The sequence below is a fragment of the Rhodococcus sp. SMB37 genome, assembly GCF_004345605.1.
In the GTDB taxonomy this organism is placed as follows: Bacteria; Actinomycetota; Actinomycetes; order Mycobacteriales; family Mycobacteriaceae; genus Rhodococcus.
Map to the genome: position 1 here is coordinate 1 of NZ_SLVY01000012.1, position 22,144 is coordinate 22,144.

The window sequence follows — 22,144 nt, forward strand, 5'->3', positions numbered from 1 at the left end:
GTGTGGACCGCTACTGCCGAGTCCATCCTGGCGAAAGTCGCGCGTGGGCGCGTCGCCCTCGAAAAGATCAGCTAATTCAGAGACACACCACTAGAGTGGGCATCGACGCCGGGAAGGGATCCGATCGCGCTGCCCGGCTCCACCCTCGACTACAGGAGGACACGGTGCCGAGCGTGCCGAGCCGTCTACTGCCCACGGTCATCAAAGCGATGCGCCGAAACCGCAACTACCTCGACCCGGCCACCGCGCGCAACCATCTGAAGGACGTCTCGCTCCGACCGCGACCCTACGGGCCGCCTGCCCGTTTGCGCCGCGACGTGACAGTGACCATCGACCGGAGCGGGCAGTGGCCGATCTACACGATCGTCCCCGCCGCGAGAGAACCCCACGGCAACACCGTCTACGTCCACGGCGGCGGATGGGTCAACGAAATCGTCTCGCAGCACTGGCATCTCGCGGCGCAGATCGCCTCGGAGGCACAGACGACCGTCACGGTGCCGATCTACCCACTGGTGCCGTTCGGTACCGCAGGGCAGGTCGTCCCGGCGATCGCCGAACTCGTCCGGGCCAACCACGACAGGTACGGCACCGTATGCCTGGCCGGTGACTCCGCCGGCGGGCAGATCGCGCTCTCGGCCGCAATCGCCCTGCGCGACGAGCACGCGCTGACACTGCCACGCACGGTGCTCATCTCGGCGGCGCTCGACCTGTCTCTGTCCAACCCTGAGATCGACCTCGTCCAACCCACCGATCCGTGGCTCGCCCGCGAGGGCACCCGCGTGTTCATCGACCACTGGCGCCGCGACCTCGCCCTCGACCACCCGTGGGTCAGCCCCCTCGCCGCCGACCTGCACGGCCTCGGACCGCTCACCGTGTTCATCGGCACCCGCGACATCATCTACCCCGACACGCGCCTGGTCGTCGAGAAGGCGACGACCGCAGGCGTCGACGTCGACTATCACCCCGGCGACGGGCTTCTGCACGTCTACCCGCTCACCCCCACACCGGAGGGCCGAGCTGCCCGAGGCGTCATCGTCGACCGACTGCGAGCACCACGATCCGTGCGGCCCGGACAATAGGTGCCGGTAATGACGGTAGGTGTATCGAAATATCGGACGCCCACCGTCGGATCGAGCACCAACTGATGAGGATTGTCCAGATCGGACCGACTGCCTGAGAATTCCCCGTCCCCCTTTCACGTTATACACGATCGGTGCCGCTCATGAGACCCCGAAAAGTGGTCCATACTCGCCTCTCACATGTCGACACCACAGGTGAGGAGCAGCGAATGGGTTACGTGCTGGGCTTCGACGAGATCGACCGCACCGATATTGCACAGGTCGGAGGAAAAGGCGCGAACCTCGGCGAATTGGCACGCCTCGCCGGCACACAAGTGCCGGAAGGGTTCTGCGTGACGACGGATGCCTTTCGTCGGGTCATCGCCGAAACACCCCGGGTACACGCGCTGATCGATCGGCTCGCGGGGCTGGACGACAACGACCGCGAGCAGATCAGCACCTCGAGCGCCGAGATCCGCCGCGCGATCGAAGAGTGCACGATTCCCGACGAAGTGACGGCGGCGATCGCCTGCGCACACGCTGCACTCGGAGAACGCGACGCGTATGCCGTGCGCTCGAGCGCGACCGCCGAGGACCTGCCGAACGCCTCGTTCGCCGGTCAGCAGGACACCTACCTCAACGTCATCGGAGCGCAGGAGATCCTCGAGCACATCAGCCGGTGCTGGGCATCGTTGTTCACCGAACGCTCCGTCACCTACCGCATTCGGAACGGGTTCGACCACCGCACGATCCACATGGCGGTCATCGTGCAGCGCATAGCGTTCCCGCAGGCGTCCGGGATCCTGTTCACCGCAGACCCCGTCACCTCCGATCGCACCGTGGTCTCCATCGACGCCGGATTCGGATTCGGCGAAGCCCTCGTCTCCGGCCTCGTCAACCCAGACGTCTACACGGTGCGCGACGGCGACGTCACGGACAGGACAGTGGCCAGGAAAGAACTCGCCGTCGAGGCCGATCCGGCAGGCGGAACGAAAATCCGCACCCTCGAACCGGAGCAGCAGACCCGGCCGGTGCTGACCGATGAGCAGGCAGTGCGCCTCGCACAACTCGGCCGCGACATCGAAACCCACTTCGGACGCCCCCAGGACATCGAATGGTGCCTCGCCGACAACGAATTCCGGATCGTCCAGAGCCGGCCCATCACCACACTGTTCCCGATCCCCGAAGCCGCCGACGACACCCACCGCGTGTACGTGTCGGTCGGCCACCAGCAGATGATGACCGACGCCATGAAACCGCTCGGGTTGTCCGTATGGCAGATGACGAGCACAGCACCCATGCGCAACGCGGGAGGCCGGCTGTTCGTCGACGTCACCGAACGGTTGGCCTCACCCGCGGCGAGCGAAGGGCTGGTGGCGGCGCTCGGCAGCTCCGAACCACTCGTCGGCGACGCACTGCGCACCATCGTCGAGCGCGGCTTCGTTCGGACCCTCCCGGATGCACCCTCCGACGGGATACCGGCTGCCGCTGCCCCACCCGTCCCGATCGAGACAGACGACACGCTCGTCACCGAACTGATCGCAGACACCGAAGCCTCCACCTCGGCGTTGGTCCGCGGCATCCGCTCCCGAACCGGCCTAGCGCTCCTCGACTTCATCGACGCAGACATCCACAAACTACGCCGGATCCTGTTCGCACCGAAGAGTTATCAGGCGATCATGGCTTCGTTGGATGGCGCAACCTGGCTCCGCGACAACCTCGACGAGTGGTTGGGGGAGAAGAACGCCATCGACGCCCTCACCCAATCCGTTCCCCACAACATCACCTCCGAAATGGGTCTCGAGCTGCTCGACGTCGCCGACGTGATCAGGCCGCATCCCGAGGTCGTCGCATTCCTCCGCCGTGTCGAGGACACCGGAATCGACGATGCGCACTTCCTCGATGCACTCGTCACGGTCCCCGGCGGACAAGAAGCCCGCGACGCCATCGACTCGTACCTCGACAAGTACGGAATGCGCTGCGTCGGGGAAATCGATATCACCAGGCCACGATGGCGCGAAAACCCCACCGCGCTCGTCCCGACCCTCCTCGGCAACATCACGAACTTCGAACCGGGCGCTGCCCGCCGACGTTTCGACGACGGACTGCGCGCGGCGCAGCAGAAGGAGCACGAGGTACTCGAGCGGCTCCACGCTCTGCCGGACGGGGCCCGCAAGGCGGGCGAGACCAAAGCGATGATCGACCGCGTCCGCACCTTCGCGGGCTATCGCGAATATCCGAAGTACGGAATGGTCTCTCGCTACTTCGTCTACAAACAGGCGCTACTCGGCGAAGCCGAACGCCTCGTCCAGGCCGGGGTGCTTCGACGAGCAGACGACATCTTCTATCTGCGCTTCGACGAACTCCGTGAGGTCGTGCGCACACAACACGCCTCCGCCGAACTCCTCCGTGAACGGGAAGAGGAGTTCCGTGCGTTCCGAACGCTCACACCGCCGCGCGTGCTCACCTCGGACGGTGAGATCGTCACCGGTGTGTACCGCCGCGAGGATCTTCCCACCGGTGCGTTACCCGGCCTGGCGGTGTCCACAGGGGTCGTCGAAGGACGCGCCCGCGTGGTCTCCGATATCGGGCAGGCCGACCTCGAAGCGGGCGACATCCTGGTGACCGCCTACACCGACCCGAGCTGGACGCCGCTGTTCGTCACGATCGCGGGTCTGGTCACCGAGGTGGGCGGACTGATGACACACGGTGCGGTGATCGCGAGGGAGTACGGACTGCCCGCCGTCGTCGCGGTGCCGGACGCCACCGCCTCGATACGCGACGGGCAGCGGATCCGCGTCAACGGAACGGACGGGTACGTCGAGATCCTCTCCGATCCGATGTGACCAGCGCGTTGATGTGCTTGTCCGACAAGGAACTTCACGGTCTTGCGCCCACAGATCTCCGGTGTGGGTCGCGAACTGCCGTCGCCCGAGGTGTGAACGCTCAGCGGCTGCGATCATGTTCGATCTGCGCCGCGATGATCTCGGGCACGCTGTCTTCCACGAGGTGCAGGAGGGTGAGCAGCGGGGTGACGATCCGGCGTCCCAGATCGGTGAGCGAGTACTCGACGTGCGGGGGGATGGTCGTGAGGACCTCTCGATGTACCAGGCCGTCGCGTTCGAGGGTCTGCAGGGTCTGCGAGAGCATCCGTTCGCTGATGCCGTCCACATGGCGGCGCAGTTCGGAGAAGCGGTGGGTCTCCTCGGACAGGGCTGCGAGTACCAGGGCACCCCAGCGTCCGGTGATGTTCTGAAGCACGGGCCGGGACGCGCAGTTGCGCGCGAAGACATTGGCTTCGGGGAGGTCGGCGGTGCTCATGGCGGTCCATTCTATCTCGCGAACCGGCGAGAAGCGCTAGGGAAAAAATTGCGCTATTGAAAAGTAAGCGTATAAATGGTGGGGAAGTCGAAGCTCGAGAGTTTGCGCGCCTCGGCGAGCGGACCCAACAGGAGGAGACACATGACCATCGCCGTCACCGGAGCAGCCGGACACCTCGGTCGTCTGGCCATCGCCGCACTGCAGGAACGCGGCGTCCCCGCCGACAACATCGTCGCGATCGTCCGTGACACCGCCAAGGCAACCGATCTCGCCGCCGCCGGCGTCCAGATCCGCGCCGCCGACTACGCCGATCCCGTTGCACTCCGCGAGGCTCTTGCCGGCGTCGACAAGCTGCTCCTCATCTCCGGTAGCGAGGTCGGCCAGCGACTGCCGCAACACACCAACCTCATCGAAGCAGCCAAGGCAGCCGGAGTCCGATCCATCGCCTACACCTCGATCCTCGCCGCCGACACCAGCCCTCTGGCGCTCGCCGCCGAGCACAAGGCCACCGAAGAACTGCTCGCCGAGTCCGGAATCGCCCACACGCTGCTGCGCAACGGCTGGTACTGGGAGAATTACGAGTCGGCCGTCGACACGGCCAAGGCCACCGGCGCACTGTTCGGAGCGGCCGGCACCGGGCGCGTCGCCGGAGCCGCACGCAAGGACTTCGCCGACGCAGCCGCCGCAGTCCTGACCACCGACGGCCACGACGGCGCCACCTACGAACTCGGCGGCGACCAGCACCTCACCTACGCCGACATCGCCGACGTCCTCTCCCGCATCCTCGGAACCGACGTCACCTACAAAAACCTACCGCAGGCGGAATACGCCACCATACTCGAAGGCGCCGGAGTGCCGGCGCCGTTCGCGCGGATACTCGCCGACTCCGATGCAGGAATCGCCGCAGGCGCACTCGACACCGATCGCGACGATCTGCGCCGACTGACCGGCCGCCCCTCCACCCCGCCGGCCGACGTCCTCGGTGCCTGACACTCAGCGCACCTGGAAGAGCACACCTGAATACTGAGTCGATGTCCACACCCCGGAGACGCGTCGCCGCCTATGTGATCCGCCACCGCACAGCACCCGAGCTGCTCGTGTTCGACCACGTCGGAACTCCCGACGCGGGCACTCAGATCCCCGCCGGAGGCATCCGAGCCTGCGAAGACCCGCACACGGCCGTGCTCCGTGAAGTCACCGAAGAAACCGGCCTCGACCGCTGCACGGTGATCGGTGCGGTCGGTATCGATCACCGACCGCACCCGATCACCGGGCAACTCCGCCACACCCACGTCCTTCACCTCCGTGCCTCCGACGACAGCCACGACTCCTGGATCCACACCGTCCGCGGCACCGACACCGACGCGGGACTACAGTTCGCGTGCCGTTTCGTGTCGCTACCACTACCGGGCCCGCTCGCCGACGAGCAGGATCTGTTCCTCGGCCACCTCGATCCCGACTGGACGACCCTGACCCGCCGATAACTGGACCCGCCGACACACGCACACCGACCGGAGCCGACCAGAAACCGGCGCGGGGATGGCAGGATCGAATCCGTGAGTTCCGCCAACCTGTCCCGAGCCGAAACCTCCGCGCGCGCCCGCGCTCTCGACGTGCACTCGTACCACGTCGAGCTCGACCTGCGCGGCGCCGTCGACCCGGATCGCACCGGCTTCCCCACGGTGACCACCATCGAGTTCACCGCGTCCACGCCGGAGACCTGGCTCGATTTCCTCGGCGACTCGGTCGAATCCGTGACTGTCAACGGTGACCTGATCCCCGTCGTCTACGACGGTGCACGGATCACCGTCAGTGGCCTCCGCGAGATCAACGTCGTCACCATCGTCGCCACCGGCCGCTACAGCAGATCAGGGGAGGGCCTGCACCGCTTCCTCGACCCCGTCGACGGCGAAACCTACCTCTACACCCAATACGAACCGGCCGACGCGCGCCGCGTGTTCGCGTGCTTCGAACAACCCGACCTCAAGGGCGCGCACACCTTCGTCGTCACCGCACCCGCACACTGGCAGGTCATCTCGAACCAAGTCGTCGACCACCGCCAGCGGGGCGGCGACAACCAGACCGTGACCTTCGCCCCGACCCTGCCGATCTCCACCTACATCACCGCCATCGTCGCCGGGCCCTACCATCGCGTCGACTCGTCATGGAGCAGGGGAGAGCTCACGGTGCCGCTGCGGTTGCTGTGCCGCGCCTCGCTCGCCGAACACCTCGACGCCGACGAGATCCTCCAGGTCACCAGCGAGGGCCTCGACTTCTACGCCGAACACTTCGACTACCCGTACCCGTTCGGCAAATACGACCAGGTGTTCGTCCCGGAATACAACCTCGGAGCCATGGAGAACCCCGGCTGTGTCACCTTCACCGAGGCCTACGTCTTTCGCGGCGCCGCCACCGAAGCCCAGTACCAGGCCCGTGCCAACACGATCCTGCACGAGATGGCACACATGTGGTTCGGCGACCTCGTCACCATGAAGTGGTGGGACGACCTGTGGCTCAAAGAATCCTTTGCCGACTACATGGGTTCTCTTGTGAGCGCCGAAGCCACGAAATACACCGATGCCTGGGTTGCCTTCGCCAACCGCCGCAAAGCCTGGGCGTACCTGCAGGACCAACTCCCCACCACCCACCCGATCGTCGCCGACATCGTCGACCTCGAAGCCGCCAAACTGAACTTCGACGGCATCACCTATGCCAAAGGTGCCAGCGTCCTCAAGCAACTCGTCGCGTACGTCGGCCGTGACGCGTTCTTCGAGGGCGCCCGCCGCTACTTCCGCGCGCACGCCTACGGCAACACCACGCTCGACGACCTGCTCAGCGAACTGTCCACTACCTCCGGCCGCGACCTCACCGAATGGGCGCGCGCGTGGCTGCAGACCACCGGTGTCTCCACATTGACCCTCGAACCCGCCGGTGACGGCCGGTACGACATCGTGCAGACCGAACCGCGACCCCACCGGCTCGCCGTCGGCTGCTACGACCACGACCCCGCCGGCGACCTCATCCGCGCTCACCGCGTCGAGATCGACATCGACGATGCCCGCACCGGCATCGACCTACCCGACGCACCCCTGATCCTGCTCAACGACGACGACCTCACCTACGCCAAGATCCGCCTCGACGAACGCTCCCTGAACACCGTCGAATCCTCACTCGACCGCGTCCGCGACCCCCTCGCACGCGGCCTGATCTGGTCGGCACTGTGGAACGCCACCCGCGACGGCGACCTCACCGCCACCCGCTACATCGCCATGACGAGGCGCTTCTCGACCGACGAACCGAACCTATCGCTGCTCACCGCGGTCCTCGCGAACGCGCCCGCCGCCATCGAGCACTACCTTCCTGCCGCCGCCCGCCCCGACGCGCGCGCGGCGTGGCTCGACGCAGTGTGGCACGGACTCGGCAGCGCCCAACCCGGCAGCGGTGCCCAACTCGCGTTCGCCCGCGCAGTCGGCGCTGCCGCCGCCATGGACGCTCACCGCGCCGCCGACCTCCGAGCGATACTCGACGGAGCCACACCCGCACCGTCCGGACTCGCACTCGACGCAGATCTGCGATGGGCCTGGTGGACGGCACTGACCGCCACCGGGTACGCCGACAAACCTGACCTCGACGACGAACTGCGTCGCGACGACACCGCCACCGGCCGCACCGCCCACCTGCGGGCGATGACGGCTCGCCCTCGGGCAGAGGTCAAAGCCCACGCGTGGGCGGCGATCTGCGCCGACCACGCACTGACCAACGACCACCTCGACGCGACCATCGGTGGCTTCCGTGCCGGTGCGCGCCGCGACCTCACCGGCCCCTACGACAGCGACTACTTCGCGATCCTGCGAGACACCTGGTCCGAACGCAGCATCGAGATCGCCCGCCGCATCGTCCTCGGACTGTTCCCCGCCACGGACACCCTCGACCAGGTCGACGCGTGGCTCGCAGCGAACGCCGACGCCCCCGGCGCACTGCGCCGCCTCGTCGTCGAACAACGCGACCACCTCGCCCGCGACCTGCGCGTCCAACACGCCAACAAGGCCTGACCGACCATGAACACCGAACACGGTCCCGACGTCGTCACCCCGGCAGACCTCGCCCACCACACCCCGCAACCTCCGGACACCATCACCGACGCAATGCGCCGGTTGCGGGACAAGGCCGCATCCGACAACACCCGTGCGGCGCAACTGAACGATTGGGACACCTACACCCGCTGGTGCCACAGCACCGGGCACTCCCCGCTCCCTGCGACACCCGACCAGATCTCCTGGTTCGTCACCGAGAAATCGGTCGAAGTGCGTGCCGACGGCCGCTACGCCTACGCACCCTCGACCCTGTCCCGGTGGGTCTCGACCATCAACAAGATGCACTCCCTGGCCGGATATCCGAAACCCGGGCAGCACGAATCGGTCCGCGAACTCCTCCGCGGAATCCGCCGAGACCGTGCCACCCCACCCGCCCGGCGCACCCCGCTGCTCACCGACGACATACGCACGATCCTCACCCACATGCGAACCGACGCCGCGACCGCCGGCTGGGCCGAACGCGCCGCCGAACGCCGCGACGCCGCCCTACTACTCATGGGACTCGCCGGGGCACTGCGCCGCTCCGAACTGACCTCCCTCACGGTTGCCGACGTCGTCCCACACCGTGCCGACGGCCTCTATGTCACCGTGCGCCAGTCCAAAACCGACCGCACTGCGCGCGGCCGCACCGTCACCCTCCCGCACGGCCACGACCCGCACACCTGCCCGGTGTGCGCGTATCGGCGCTGGCGTGAAGTCCTCGACACCTGGGACGACGGAGGCAGACCCGCCGTTGCGGCGCTACTCGAGCACGGCGACGGGGGTCCGATGCAACATTGCTGCCGGGGCCTCGCCTCCGGGACGAAACCCGGCGGCAACCGTGCACTGTTCCGCCCGGTGCACCGCACCGGGTCACTCGGTGCCGGAGCACTGTCCGGGCAATCCGTGCATTCGATGATCCAACGCCGCGCCCGCCGCGCCGGATTCAGCGACGAACTCGTCGCGACCCTCGGAGGACACAGCCTGCGCGCGGGGTTCGTCACCCAGGCCGTCCGCGGCGGAGCCACCACCCAGACGATCATGACCCAGACCGGGCACGCCGACGAACGCATGGTCGCGCTCTACAGCCGTCAGCACGCCGGCCTGGTCGCCAACGCCGTGACCCGCCTCGGGCTCTGAACATTCTCTCCGCCTGCAGGCGGGCCGGGTCAGCCCACCCGCAACGTCTGAACCTGCGGCCAGATCCCGCTCCACGCCTCGGTGCGGCCCGACAGCAACCACACTCGGGTGTCGATCTCGTCGCTCACCGGAGCTCGCAACTGCGTCACCTCGGTGAAGAACGGCGCGAGCGCCGACGGATCCGTCCCTGCGAACAGCACATCGGTCTGTGAGTCGTCGGGCAGCGGAAAATATCCGTAGGCGCGGTTCGGGCTATGGGCGGAGGGCAGGTCGACCGTCGCCGCGTACCCATCGAGGTACGCAGCGATGATGTACGACTGGCCGATCACTGCCGTTCGGTCGCGCCCGTCCGGTGGCAACTCCCGGTACGCCGCTGCCGTGGTGTCCGCTATCCGTTCACCCACATCACTGTTGGAGAATCCCACCGACGCCGCCAGCATGATTCCGGCAACCACGGCACTGACAGCGAAAGCCGGCCACACCGTCCAACTCCAGCGGTCCAGACCCCGTTCACGTCGCCGCTGCAATCCCACCGCGCCGACCGCGATCAGAGCGCCGTGGAACCCTGTCAGATAGTACGGCCGCCCCGCAGTGACCGTGAAGACGATCAGCAAGGCAAGGAAGGCGACCGCAAGAAACCGATAGTGGCGGAACTCCCGATCGTGCAGCAACCACCACAATCCGAGCAGGACGAGCACCGTGCCCGCCACACCGGCCCACACCAGCATTTGAATCGTGACCGAAGCCCGGCCTCCGTACAGCACCTCTGCTTCCTCCGCCACCACCTCGGACATCAGCAACTGCGGCCAGCCGTGGCGTGCCTGCCACACCAGGGTCGGTGCGGTGATCACGGCTCCGACTGCCACACCTGCCCAGAACATTCTTCGGCGCAACACATCCCGCGGACCGCACACCAACACTCCGACGACCAGCGACCCACACAACAACAGCGACTGGAACTTCGTCTCCGCGGCGATCCCTGCCACGACACCGACGAACAAGAGCAACCGGTCGTCGCGGAGACGCACCCACCTGACGAACAACCACAACAGGAGCAACCATTGCGCCGGTTCGAGCGTGTACGGCGTGAGCCAGTGCCCGAACAACGCCGCCGAAATCGACGTGGCCTGGGCCGCCGCCGCCATACCCTGCGCGCGTCGATCGCCGTCGAGTTCGCGAGCGATCAATGCGGCGAGAACGACACCCGCCACCGTTGCCGCAATGGCCGGCAACCGCAGGACCACCACCGACCCCGGCGCGACGACATCCGACAACGCCGCCAACAGCGGCGCGATCGGCGGCTGATCGGCGGAACCGAAGTCCAGGTGATCGCGGCCGATCGCGAGCATGTACACCTCGTCGAACCAATAACCGTTGCGCCCTGCCACCGCGGCCACGAGATGAGCGAGCGCAACGACCGTCGCGATCGGCCACACGACGCAGCCCGCAAACGGGTGCACCTGCACTTGCTCGAGGGACGCAGCGCCCTCTGTGTGCTGTTCCGCTGCTCGGGCCCACGCCATGGGCACTCAACTCCCGAAGCTGCTCGATCCGTGCGAGTGTCTACGGCCACGCCGCGCAGGCGCGGCCGGCCTCCTCACGGGCCACCCACCAATGAATCCGAGATCGACGAGTGAGACGCCTGTGCGGTGGGTACCGTTCCTGCAGAGGGTACGCGAATGAGCCGGTTGTGCAGCACAACATCACGGTCGGTTGTCGTCGATGAGGAGCCTGATGCAGACCCCTGACGCTGAACCCACCATCCTGACCGATGGGGACGTCCACGATCTCGACGCATGGTGGCGGGCCGCCAACTACCTGTCCGTCGGGCAGATCTATCTCATGGACAACCCGCTGCTACGTGAACCACTACGAGCCGAGCACATCAAACCGCGCCTCCTCGGACACTGGGGCACCACCCCGGGTCTGAACTTCGTCTACGCGCATCTCAACCGCGTGATCCTCGCCCGGGATCTCGACATGATCTACATCATGGGGCCCGGCCACGGTGGGCCCGGGCCGGTCGCCGCAGCCTGGCTCGAAGGAACATACAGCGAGATCTACCCCGACATCTCCCAGGACGAATCGGGCATGCGTCGCCTGTTCACCCAGTTCTCGTTCCCCGGGGGCATACCCAGTCACGTGGCCCCGGAGACCCCCGGATCCATCCACGAGGGCGGCGAACTCGGGTATTCGCTGTCCCACGCGTACGGCGCCGCGTTCGACAACCCCGATCTCGTGGTCGCAGCGGTCATCGGCGACGGCGAAGCCGAAACCGGCCCACTCGCCGCGAGCTGGCATTCCAACAAATTCGTCGATCCACGCCGCGACGGTGCCGTACTTCCGATCCTGCACCTCAACGGATACAAGATCGCCGGTCCCACGCTTCTCGACCGCATCGGCGACGACGAACTCGAATCGCTCCTTCGCGGATACGGACACGAACCGATCGTCGTTTCGGGTCACGACCCCGAATACATGCACCGGCACTTCGCCGACGCGCTGGACCGCTGTCTCGACCGCATCACCGAGATCCAACAGCAAGCCCGACTGTCCGGCAACAGCGATCGACCGTCGTGGCCGATGATCGTGCTGCGTTCGCCGAAAGGATGGACCGGACCGGTGGAGGTCGACGGGCTCCCGATCGAAGGCACATGGCGGGCACATCAAGTGCCGTTCGCGCACGCTCGCGACGACGACGAGCATCGCGATATCCTCGAACACTGGCTGCGCAGCTACCGCCCGGACGAACTGTTCGACGACAACGGAACACCCGTGCCGGACCTGCGCGCCCTGAACCCGACCGGACCTCGACGCATGAGCGCCAATCCACACGCCAACGGCGGTCCCGCAATCCGGGATCTCGCACTACCCGACTTCCGCGACCACGCCGTGGCCGTAGATCTCCACGGACACGACTTCGCCGAATCCACACGAATCCTGGGCACCTTCCTCCGCGACGTCATGCGCGACAACCCGACAACCTTCCGGATGGTCGCCCCCGACGAGCACAGCTCAAACCGGCTGGACGACGTCCTCGACGCGACCGATCGCACATGGAATGCCGAGATCCTGCCGACCGACGATCACCTCGCACCCGACGGTCGAGTCATGGAGATCCTGTCCGAACACACCTGCCAGGGATGGCTCGAGGGATACTTGCTGACCGGACGACACGGATTGTTCTCCTGCTACGAGGCGTTCGTGCACATCGTCGACTCGATGGTGAACCAGCACGCCAAATGGCTTCGCACCACCAACCGGATCGACTGGCGTCGCCCCATCCCGTCCCTCAACTACCTTCTCACCTCACATGTGTGGCGTCAGGACCACAACGGGTTCTCCCATCAGGACCCCGGATTCATCGATCACGTCGTCAACAAGAAATCCGACGTGATCCGCGTCTACCTACCGCCCGACGCCAACACCCTTCTCTCGGTCACCGACCATTGCCTGCGCACCCGGCAGTACATCAACGTGATCGTCGCCGGTAAACAACCTCAGCCGCAGTATCTTTCCATCGACGATGCCATCGTCCACTGCACCAAAGGGATCGGGATCTGGGACTGGGCCGGCACCGACCGCGACGCCGAACCCGACGTGGTACTCGCCTGCGCAGGCGACGTCCCCACCATGGAAACCCTCGCCGCAGTGGAGATCCTCCACGAATGGTTCCCCGATCTGCTGATCAGGGTGGTCAACGTCGTGGACCTGATGCGCCTCCAGGACGACCGAGAGCACCCGCACGGACTACCCGACGCCGACTTCGACGCCCTGTTCACCACAGACACACCCGTCGTATTCGCGTACCACGGATACCCGTGGCTCATCCACCGGCTCACCTACCGCCGCCGCAACCACGACAACATCCACGTGCGCGGATACATCGAAGAGGGCACCACGACAACCCCGTTCGACATGTGTGTCCTCAACAGGATCGACCGATTCGACCTGGCGTTGGACGTCGTCGACCGTGTCGAACACCTCCTCCCAGTGGCCGCCTACGCGCGCGAACACCTGAAGAACACGCTGATCAGGCACCGGCAGTACATCCGGAAGCACGGCGAGGACATGCCGGAGATCGCCGACTGGCGCTGGCACGGACTCGGCCGCTGAACCGTTGCCTTTGGTGAGCAAACGTGAGCACGCCCCTGTTTGCTTCGTCATCAGGCAGCCTCACCTTCCGATGCGACAGTCCCGGCCTGACCGACGGTGTTGTCGTGCCGGGTTGACGCTTCACAGCCTGCTGCCTTCTCCGCTGCCGCGGATCGGGTCTTCTGCGTGGCTCCACGTCCGTCCCCACCCGAATCGGTGGCGGCCGGGCTCCTCCCGGTACCGGTCCCCGTTGCACCCGTGCACTGGGTCTCGCCGAGGCGGGCGAGGTTGATCGCGGCATTACGATCACGATCGACCGTCAGGCCGCAGTGCTCACACACATACGTCCGGTCAGCGTGCGCGCCGCGCAAGCCGTCCGTCGACGAACGCGTCACGATCCACATCATCGAGCGAGGTCACGACAAGATCCGCACCCGCCTGCGCCAACTCGTGCTCGTCGCCGGCGCGCGCCACACCGAGCGCGACCATTGCGCCGGCCTTGGCCGCCTGGACGCCACTGACCGCGTCCTCGACCACCACACACCTCTCCGCAGTCACGCCGAGTTGGGTCGCCGCAGTGAGAAAGATTTCCGGATCCGGTTTGCCCTCGGCGAAATCGCGACCCGACAGGTCCGCGTCGAACACGTCGAGCAGAGTTGTGTCGTCACCTCCGTAATCCCCGAGCCGGATCGCCCGCAGGAAGCGGTGTGCATTCTTCGAGGACGACGCCGCCGCGACGGGAATACCCGCGGCCCGCACCGCCATCACCAATCGCACCCCGTCGGCATACGCGTCGAACCGGCCCTCCTCGATCAACCGGAGCAGCATCGCCTGCTTACGCTCCGCGTACTCGCTCTCACGGAGCTGCGCGTCAGGGACTTCGAAGTACTCGAGGCAGGCCAGCGCACCCGCATGCCGCGGCTTCCCGGACAGCACCTCGCGGTAGACCCGGGAGGTGAATGCGTCCGGCGACCAGACAGAACGCTCGGCCGCATCCCGCCACGGGCCCGTCATGAGCCCGGCCAGCGACTCCCGCCAGGCCACCTCGTGGGGCGAGTCGACGAGTACCCCGTCGACGTCGAAGATCACACCTGCGAACCCTGTTGCGGGCGAACTTTCCTCGCGCGTCATGGCGATCCCACTCGATCAGGCCGGCAGGGGAGTGGTCGGGATCCGGAACTCGTGTGATTGCCCCGCACCGAGCTGCACCGTCTCTCCGTTCACTCCGACCTGTACCGGCACCCGGAACCCTTCGACCTCAGCACACACCGTCAACGTCTCACCGGAGATCTGCACCCGCAGCGGGGTGCCCCGATACCGCATGGAGAAGGACACCCCGTCGAGGTGAGGGAGCAGCCGCGGCCGGAATACCAGCACACCGTCGTAGATCCGGGCACCGACGTAATAGCGCTGCACCAGATCCAAGGTCCCGGCCATGACACCCATGTGGATCCCCTCCTTGGTGGTACCGCCCTGCAGGTCGCTCACATCGCTCTCGAGGGCCACCTTGAACCGCTCCCACGACGACTCGGGATCGAATCCCGCCAGCACACCCGCGTACGCAACGAAACTGAGCGTGGACCCATGCGAGGAACGCTCGTCGTAGTAGTCGACCGTGCGCCGCACGAGATCCCGGTCGTACTCGTAGCGGAGACGCTCGAAGATCGGCCGCAACTCGTTGTCGTCGAACAGGAAGAACAGCATCACCGCATCGGCCTGTTTCGACACCTTGAATCGATTGGGATCGTGCCCCTCGGCACGCAGGATCCGATCCATTCTCTGGATGTTGGAATACTCCGCGCGATAGTGCTTCCAATCGATCTCGTCGAGATTCTCGTAGCCCTCGAACTGACTGATCACCCCGTCATGGAACGGGACGAACATCTTCCGGCTCATCTCCGACCAACGCTGCAACTCCTCGTTGGTCACCCGCAACGCTGCTCGCAGCGCCGTCTGCCTGCTCGTCGACAGCAGTTCGAGCACCTCGATCGCCTTCGCCGCGATCCACGCCACCATCACGTTCGTGTAGGCGTTGTTGTGCAACCCGGCCTCGTCGGAATCGGGATAGTGCTCGTGGAACTCGTCAGGCCCCATCACCCCGTGGATCTCGTAGCGATCCCGCTCGGGGTTGTACTGGGCTATCGACGCCCAGAATCGGGTGATCTCGAGCATCATCTCCGCGCCCTGGTCGGCGAGGAACTCGAAGTCGTCGGTCGCCTGGTAGTACCTCCACACGTTGTAGAAGATCGCCGCACTCACGTGTCGCTGATGACGGCTCAGATCCGGATCCCACAGACCCGACAGAGGATTGAGATGGACGAGCTGGGTCTCCTCCGTTCCGTCGGATCCGCTCTGCCACGGGTACATCGCGCCCCGGTACCCGGCCTCGGCCGCCGCGGCCTGAGCCTCGGACAACCGCCGGTACCGATACATGATCAGCCCTTTGGTGACCTCCGGGATCCTCAGATCCAGGAACGGATACACGTACAACTCATCCCAGAAGACATGCCCGCGGTAGGCCTCGCCGTTGAGTCCGCGGGCCGGAACACCCGCATCCAGACGCGAGGTGTGACGGGAACACACCTGAAGAACATGCGCGACGTGCAAGCGCAACAGCAACTGCGTGCGGGGCTCCTTGGGTAGCCGGATATCGCAGATGTCCCACAGCTCGTCCCAGGCCGCGGCATGCTCGTCCCAGGCCGCGGCGAAATCGGAGTAACGCAACACATGGCGGCCCGCGGACGCGAGCGGCTCGGTGATCGCATCGTCACGCGAGGTGAACATCGACACGATCTTCTCCACGCGGACCGCATTACCCTCGGTGACATCGAACGCCAGAACCTGCTGGATGTAGTCCTCCATCTGATACAGGTCGCGCTCGACGTCGATGGGCTCGATATTGCTGCCGGAGAACACCCGGGTACGGGCAGCCTGCGCGATGTAGATGTCCGACTGCCGGATCTGAACCTTCAATGCGATCGTGTCAGGAGCGAAGGTGCGAGGTGTGACCGGATCGAGATGACGACCCTCGAGATCGCGGTAACGGGCAACCGCGCGGTTCGACATACGACCGTCGATGGCCGAGACGATCTCGACGCGGCCGGACCAGTTCTCAGGCGTGAGTGTCCATTCGAGTGCGCCTTGATGCGAATGCGCCATGCTGACGAATCGTCGACTCACCAGAGATGTCTCGCGGCCGTTCCGATCCCGGAAGCGAAGTTCTCGGATGACCGTCGCGGTACGGATGTCGTACACGTGCCGGTAGGACAGCACTTCGACATTCGACAAGCGGATCGCGTCCTCGTCGTCGATGCGCAGTTTGAGGACGAGCCAGTTCGGGAGGTTGACCAGATCCTCGTTGTGGACGGGACTTCCGCCCATGATGGTCGTCTCGCGGTTGTAGCAGCGGTGCGCGTAGGTGCCGGGGTAGTGGACCTCGCTCGTGTCCTCCCACTCGGCGGCGCCGCGGGTACAGAAGTACCCGTTGCCGGTCGAGGTCATCGATTCCCTCAGGCCCTCCGCCTCGGGATCGAACCGGTCGTACTCGAGGCTGAACTCGGGGTCGTACACGGATTACCTCCTGGCGGCCGAACCGTTCGGCTACATGGTCGTCATCTACCCAGCTCGGACAGGAAGCGTGCCACGTCGTCCACCGACGCGAGCCCGAATTCGGCTGCGGTGACCCGATTCTTCATTTCGGGGTCATCGGGGCTGCCCACGAGAATCCCGATTCCTGTGCCGCGGATGGCAGCGAACGCGTCCTCGTCCGTGATGTCGTCACCGAGGTACATCGGGACGATGTCGTCGGAGTCGAGGCCGAGCACCTCGATCAGGTGCAGGACGGCCTTGCCCTTGTTCCAGTCGACTGCCGGCCGCAGTTCGTACACCATTTTCCCGGGAATCAACTCGAGTCGATCAGGCAACTCGTCGAGTAACGCGTGGACGACATCGTGTGTGTGCTGACGTGCCTGCGGCCCGGCGTTCCGGTAGTGCACAGCCACCGAGGCCCGCTTCGGTTCGAGGGTGACCCCGTCGGTGTCGGCGAGTCGTTCGCGCAATGTGGCGGTGGTGTCGGCGACGAGTTCGGTGAAGTCGCCGAGGGAATCGGGGGAGATCACGCCCTGACCGGGCTTCCAGATATCGAAGCCGTGACTTCCCGCGACGGTGAGATCGTCGATGCCCATCAATTGCTGGACGACGGCGCGGTCGCGGCCGGTGACGATGCACACGGGGCAGCGGTCGGCCAGCGCACGGACAGTGGTGCGCATCGTGGCGGACAGGACTGCGTCGTCGGGCCTGTCGACGATGGGAGTGAGCACGCCGTCGTAGTCGAGGAATACCGCCGGCCTGTGTTCGCTCAATCGACTTGCCAGTGCTGCAGAGTCGAGCGCTGAGGGGAGGTCCTCGACCGCCGACGTGGAATCCATCTCGGCCGAACCTCCTGTTGTACGTGTGCTGCCACCTCGAACCGTACAGGCACCCGGCGAGCGGGTCAGTGGATGGGGCGACGCCAGTGCGCTTCGTCTGCGGTCAGGCGTGCACGCATGTGTTCGGCGGCTTCCTGATTGCGGAACGGGCCCGACAACAGGTCTGCGTACACATGTGACGGCGCCACGCTGCGCAGAGACCGGGTGCGATCCATGCGGTCGAACACCACCGGCGACCACGGAATCGCCACCACCACGTCGCCACCGCGGTCCACGGGACGTAGTCCCAATGCGCCGGCGAAGTCGTCGGGGTCGTCGGCATACAGTTCCAGGACGTCGGATTCTGAGTAGTCGGTGGCACCGACACCGCTGAGGGCGTAGGTGATGTCGATTCGCTCGGCGAGTTGGTTCCGCACGATCTCGAGACCGTCCGGCGCTGCGAAGCGACGGGTTGCGCACATCTTCCGATCCGCGGCCCAGGCGCGCAGCATCTGTTCCCACCGCACCTCGGTGATGCCCCCGCGGGGGATGCGCCGGATGAACTCCCGCTCCATGAGTACCTCCACCACGCGGTAGGTGGCGCCGGTGGACGCGCCGGAGAGCTTGATCAATTCCGGCACGGTCATCTCACCGGAGTGGTCGGCGAGGGCGCGGACCACTCGGTCGGACGGTTCTCCGGTCAGCACACCGGAGGGGCGTCCCGGGCCCCGCCACGGATCTGCGTCGGCTCCGCGATTGCGCACCCATACTGCGGGCCGGGACGCGACCAGAGTGAGGTTTCCGGTGGCGTCCGCGTAGGAGATGCCGTGCTGGTCGAGTTGCCGGCGCACGGGATCGGACAGGTAGTGCGCGCACACGAAGCCGCGGTCGGAGTCGGAGAGTTCGGCTGCGATGCGCGCGACGTCGCCGCTGAGGACGCCTCGGGACGCGACGATCGCGAACGACACCGACTCACCGTCGGGGGAGGTGACGACCAATCGCTGGGGAGCCTCGGGGGAGCGGGGTCTGTCGCTGGACATCGTCCATCCCAGGGGGAGGCAGGCTTCGAGGCAGACCGACGCACGGCGGTAGATGTCGATCGGCCGTTCCGGCTTGGGGCCGGCGGCTTCGGTCGTATCCGATGAGTCCTGTTGCGTCACATCCGCCACATTACCAGTCTGTACGAGACGGAAACCCAGGGTAAACGAAATAGTGGTGCTGTCGTGCACGTCACATCGGTACAAGCCGCAAAGTGGGGTACGTCGATGCGCTAACTTCATCGACATGAGTGACACCGCGCGCCGTCTCGCGTTCATCCAGGCCACATGGCATCGCACTATCGTCGACCAGGCGAAGGAAGGATTCACCGACGAGATCGTCGCGCTCGGGTACGCGAAGGACTCGCTGGACTTCTTCGAGGTTCCCGGTGCATTCGAGATTCCTCTGCACGCTCAGCGCCTCGCTCACTCCGGGCGGTACGACGCAATCGTCGCGGCCGGGCTCGTCGTGGACGGTGGCATCTACCGGCACGACTTCGTGGCCACAGCCGTGATCGACGGTCTGATGCGCGTGCAGCTCGACACGGATGTTCCGGTGTTCTCGGTTGTGCTCACCCCGCACCATTTCCACGAGCACGAGGAGCACATCAACTACTTCACGCGCCACTTCGTCACCAAGGGTGCGGAAGCGGCACGTGCCGTCGATGCGACAGTGAAGTCTCTACGCGCACTCCCGATGGGGGAGTAGCAGCGATCCGAGGGCTCTCGGCTTCGGTGGGGAAGTAGGCCACACCAAGACGCCATCGAGCCACTCGGGTAGTGAGTGCGAGCGCACGGGGATCCGAGTGGTCGGGGGCCGGCTCCTGGATCGAGCGACTCGCTGTGTACGAAGACCGACCCGGGTACGCCCACTCTTTGAAATATTCTGAACCATACGGAAGGGCTAGAAAAACAGAATATTCACCGCTCTGAGAGCCTCCCTCACCCACAACTCGGACAAACAGATCTTCAGCGGTCGGTCGCCGACGCCGGATCCGACGGCATCATCAGCGGCGCCATCACTGCGAGCAGCACAGCGGGGACGACGAATGCTGCGGTCGGGTGTGTGGCGTACAGGGGAGTCAACGCGGCAGGTGCCAGGGCCGCGCCTCCGAATCGGAATGCCAGGACCACCGAGACCGCCCCACCCCGATTACCTCCGGAGTCGCCGAGGACCGCGGCGTTCGCTGCGACCAGGACGCACTGCGAGGCAATACCGGCGACGAACCACACCGCCGCGATGACGGCGATGCTTCCCAACGCCCCTGCCGCGACGAGGAGGACTGCGCCGGACACTGCGCCGAGCAGGACCGAGCGATGCGCGCCGATCCGGTCGATGAGCGTTCCCACACGGCGGGCCGTGAGGATGCCTGCCAGCCCGAACACGGTGAGCAGCGCACCTCGGCCTGCAGGGGAAAGACCGAAGTCGTCTTCGACACGGAATGCCAGGAGAAACCCCAACCCTCCGAGTGCGCCGAAGCCGAGGAGCGCGACCACTCCGACACGGAGCACACGTGGACGTAGCGCGTCCCGTAGTCGAGCCGGACCTTCCTCGTCCTCGTCCATTCGGTCGGGCAGGCCGATCACCGCGAGTACGACGGCCGCGGCAGCGAGGACGACGAATGCCCATCTCCAGTTCACCTCCGCGGCGAGACCGCCGACGAGCGGTGCTGTGGTCTGCCCGGCCGCCTGCATCGCGCCGAACAGGCCGAGTGCACGCCCCAGCGACTCACGTGGAGTGATCGCCGCCAACGCTGCAAGCAGCAGGGGAGTGGTGAACGCGTTGCCTGCGCCCTGCAGCATGCGAGCGCCTATCAGCAGCGAGAACGTCGGCGCGAGTGCCGCAGCGACCGAGACCACCGCGTACACCACGTAGGCGGTACGCACAGTCCGCAACCGGCCCCAGCGTGCGCCGAGGGTTCCGGAGAACAACATGAACACGGCGAACACACCCAAGTACGCGGTGACCGTGGTCGCGGCGACTCCGGCGGACACTCCCGTGTCTTCTCCGATCTCGGGCAGCATCGACACGACGACGCCACCACCGAACGGGCCGAGGAATCCGCCGACGTACAGTGCCGCGCGCTGGAGCGATTCGCGGTATCCGCTCACTGAGCGAACCCGCCGGGGCCCCTTCGTCGCAGATAGCGCTCGAACTCGGCGGCGAGCGCGTCGCCGTCGATTTTGGAGATCACATCGGAGATATCGGTTTCGGCGTCGCCGCGTTCTTCGAGACCGCGCACGTAGTCGGTGATGTCTTCGTCGTCCTCGGTCATCGAGGTGACGGCCTCTTCCCATTCCTCGGCGAGCGCGGGGAGTTCACCGAGGGGGACCTCGACGTCGAGGACGTCTTCGACGCGGCGCAGCAGCGCGACCGTGGCCTTGGGGTTCGGTGGGTTCGACACGTAGTGGGGGACGGCAGCCCAGAAAGACACGGCGGGGATTCCCGCGCGCACGCACGCATCCTGCAGAACCCCGTTGATGCCTGTCGGCCCTTCGTATCGCGATTTCTCGAGGTTGAACCGCTTGGCGGCTTCGGCGCTGTAGGCGGTGCCGGTCACCGGTACCGGGCGCGTGTGCGGGGTGTCGGCGAGCAGTGCACCGAGCACCACGACGGTGTGGATACCCAGGTCGTCGATGAGCTCGAGGATCGCGTCGCAGAAGCTGCGCCACCGCATGTTGGGTTCGATGCCGCGTAGCAGCACGATGTCCCGGTCGCTGCCCGGCGGGGAGCACGCGGACAGGCGGGTCGCGGGCCACTCGATCTGTCGGGTCACGCCGTCGACGAGGCGGGCCTGGGGGCGGTTGACCTGGTAGTCGTAGTACTCCTCGGAGTCCAGTTCGGCGAAGGGTTCGGCGTCCCAGATCAGTTCGAGGTGCTCGACAGCCCCGGTCGCGGCGTCGCCGGCGTCATTCCATCCTTCGAACGCGGCGACGAGCACCGGGTTGCGGAACTCGGGAACGGCCTGCTCCGGGGTCTCGGGATACTCACTTGCACTCACCCATCCAGCCTA

General features: G+C 66.0%; 17 protein-coding genes. 8 read left to right on the forward strand and 9 right to left on the reverse strand.

Annotation, left to right across the window (positions count from 1 at the left end; all coding sequences use genetic code 11):
• Positions 1-173 precede the first annotated feature (173 nt).
• A complete protein-coding gene (locus EV641_RS18775) occupies positions 174-1,079 on the forward strand; it encodes an alpha/beta hydrolase (RefSeq protein ID WP_241997347.1) in 906 nt (301 codons plus the stop codon).
• Between the two features lie 209 nt (positions 1,080-1,288).
• Complete coding sequence (gene rph / locus EV641_RS18780) at positions 1,289-3,904, forward strand: rifamycin-inactivating phosphotransferase (RefSeq protein WP_132473710.1); 2,616 nt, start codon at positions 1,289-1,291, stop codon at positions 3,902-3,904.
• 100 nt (positions 3,905-4,004) lie between these two features.
• Here the strand turns inward: rph and EV641_RS18785 are convergent, their stop codons facing one another.
• Positions 4,005-4,379, reverse strand: a complete 375-nt coding sequence (locus tag EV641_RS18785; RefSeq protein ID WP_054717572.1) for a helix-turn-helix domain-containing protein — start codon at positions 4,377-4,379, stop codon at positions 4,005-4,007.
• A 141-nt stretch (positions 4,380-4,520) separates the two neighbouring features.
• On the opposite strand from EV641_RS18785, the gene EV641_RS18790 reads away from it, so the two are divergent.
• From EV641_RS18790 to EV641_RS18805, 4 genes are all read left to right on the forward strand, one after another.
• The gene (locus EV641_RS18790; RefSeq protein ID WP_132473712.1) at positions 4,521-5,369 is read left to right on the forward strand and encodes an SDR family oxidoreductase; all 849 of its coding nucleotides are present in this window, start codon (positions 4,521-4,523) and stop codon (positions 5,367-5,369) included.
• Positions 5,370-5,410: 41 nt separating this feature from the next.
• Positions 5,411-5,863 carry an NUDIX domain-containing protein gene (locus EV641_RS18795; protein WP_054720242.1) on the forward strand — a complete coding sequence of 151 codons (453 nt, stop codon included), beginning with the start codon at positions 5,411-5,413 and terminating at the stop codon, positions 5,861-5,863.
• A gap of 72 nt (positions 5,864-5,935) precedes the next feature.
• Positions 5,936-8,431, forward strand: a complete 2,496-nt coding sequence (gene pepN, locus EV641_RS18800; RefSeq protein WP_132473714.1) for an aminopeptidase N — start codon at positions 5,936-5,938, stop codon at positions 8,429-8,431.
• A gap of 6 nt (positions 8,432-8,437) precedes the next feature.
• Entirely contained in the window at positions 8,438-9,592 is a 1,155-nt protein-coding gene (locus EV641_RS18805; protein ID WP_132473716.1) for a tyrosine-type recombinase/integrase, read from the forward strand.
• Positions 9,593-9,621: 29 nt separating this feature from the next.
• On the opposite strand, the gene EV641_RS18810 is transcribed toward EV641_RS18805, so the two are convergent.
• Positions 9,622-11,115: a glycosyltransferase family 39 protein gene (locus EV641_RS18810; RefSeq protein WP_132473718.1), complete on the reverse strand. Its 1,494-nt coding sequence runs from the start codon at positions 11,113-11,115 to the stop codon at positions 9,622-9,624.
• A gap of 211 nt (positions 11,116-11,326) precedes the next feature.
• On the opposite strand from EV641_RS18810, the gene EV641_RS18815 reads away from it, so the two are divergent.
• Entirely contained in the window at positions 11,327-13,708 is a 2,382-nt protein-coding gene (locus tag EV641_RS18815; RefSeq protein WP_132473720.1) for a phosphoketolase family protein, read from the forward strand.
• A gap of 50 nt (positions 13,709-13,758) precedes the next feature.
• Here the strand turns inward: EV641_RS18815 and EV641_RS18820 are convergent, their stop codons facing one another.
• The 5 genes from EV641_RS18820 to EV641_RS18840 form a co-directional block, all read right to left on the reverse strand.
• A complete protein-coding gene (locus EV641_RS18820) occupies positions 13,759-14,082 on the reverse strand; it encodes a zinc ribbon domain-containing protein (protein ID WP_054713469.1) in 324 nt (107 codons plus the stop codon).
• Positions 14,039-14,818, reverse strand: a complete 780-nt coding sequence (locus EV641_RS18825; protein ID WP_054713468.1) for an HAD-IA family hydrolase — start codon at positions 14,816-14,818, stop codon at positions 14,039-14,041. Before EV641_RS18825 ends, EV641_RS18820 begins: the two co-directional genes overlap by 44 nt.
• Positions 14,819-14,833: 15 nt before the next feature.
• Positions 14,834-17,257 (reverse strand): glycosyl hydrolase family 65 protein, encoded by a 2,424-nt coding sequence (locus EV641_RS18830; protein ID WP_132473724.1) that lies wholly within the window; start codon positions 17,255-17,257, stop codon positions 14,834-14,836.
• A gap of 41 nt (positions 17,258-17,298) precedes the next feature.
• Positions 17,299-18,114 (reverse strand): trehalose-phosphatase, encoded by an 816-nt coding sequence (gene otsB / locus EV641_RS18835; RefSeq protein ID WP_054713467.1) that lies wholly within the window; start codon positions 18,112-18,114, stop codon positions 17,299-17,301.
• A 65-nt stretch (positions 18,115-18,179) separates the two neighbouring features.
• Complete coding sequence (locus EV641_RS18840) at positions 18,180-19,253, reverse strand: helix-turn-helix domain-containing protein (protein ID WP_241997348.1); 1,074 nt, start codon at positions 19,251-19,253, stop codon at positions 18,180-18,182.
• Between the two features lie 124 nt (positions 19,254-19,377).
• On the opposite strand from EV641_RS18840, the gene EV641_RS18845 reads away from it, so the two are divergent.
• Positions 19,378-19,839, forward strand: a complete 462-nt coding sequence (locus EV641_RS18845) for a 6,7-dimethyl-8-ribityllumazine synthase (RefSeq protein ID WP_054713466.1) — start codon at positions 19,378-19,380, stop codon at positions 19,837-19,839.
• Between the two features lie 260 nt (positions 19,840-20,099).
• On the opposite strand, the gene EV641_RS18850 is transcribed toward EV641_RS18845, so the two are convergent.
• Together EV641_RS18850 and EV641_RS18855 are read right to left on the reverse strand one after the other, a co-directional pair.
• Positions 20,100-21,242, reverse strand: coding sequence for an MFS transporter (locus tag EV641_RS18850; RefSeq protein WP_054713465.1), 1,143 nt, complete (start codon positions 21,240-21,242; stop codon positions 20,100-20,102).
• Entirely contained in the window at positions 21,239-22,132 is an 894-nt protein-coding gene (locus tag EV641_RS18855) for a PAC2 family protein (RefSeq protein WP_132473726.1), read from the reverse strand. Before EV641_RS18855 ends, EV641_RS18850 begins: the two co-directional genes overlap by 4 nt.
• Between the last annotated feature and the right edge of the window lie 12 nt (positions 22,133-22,144).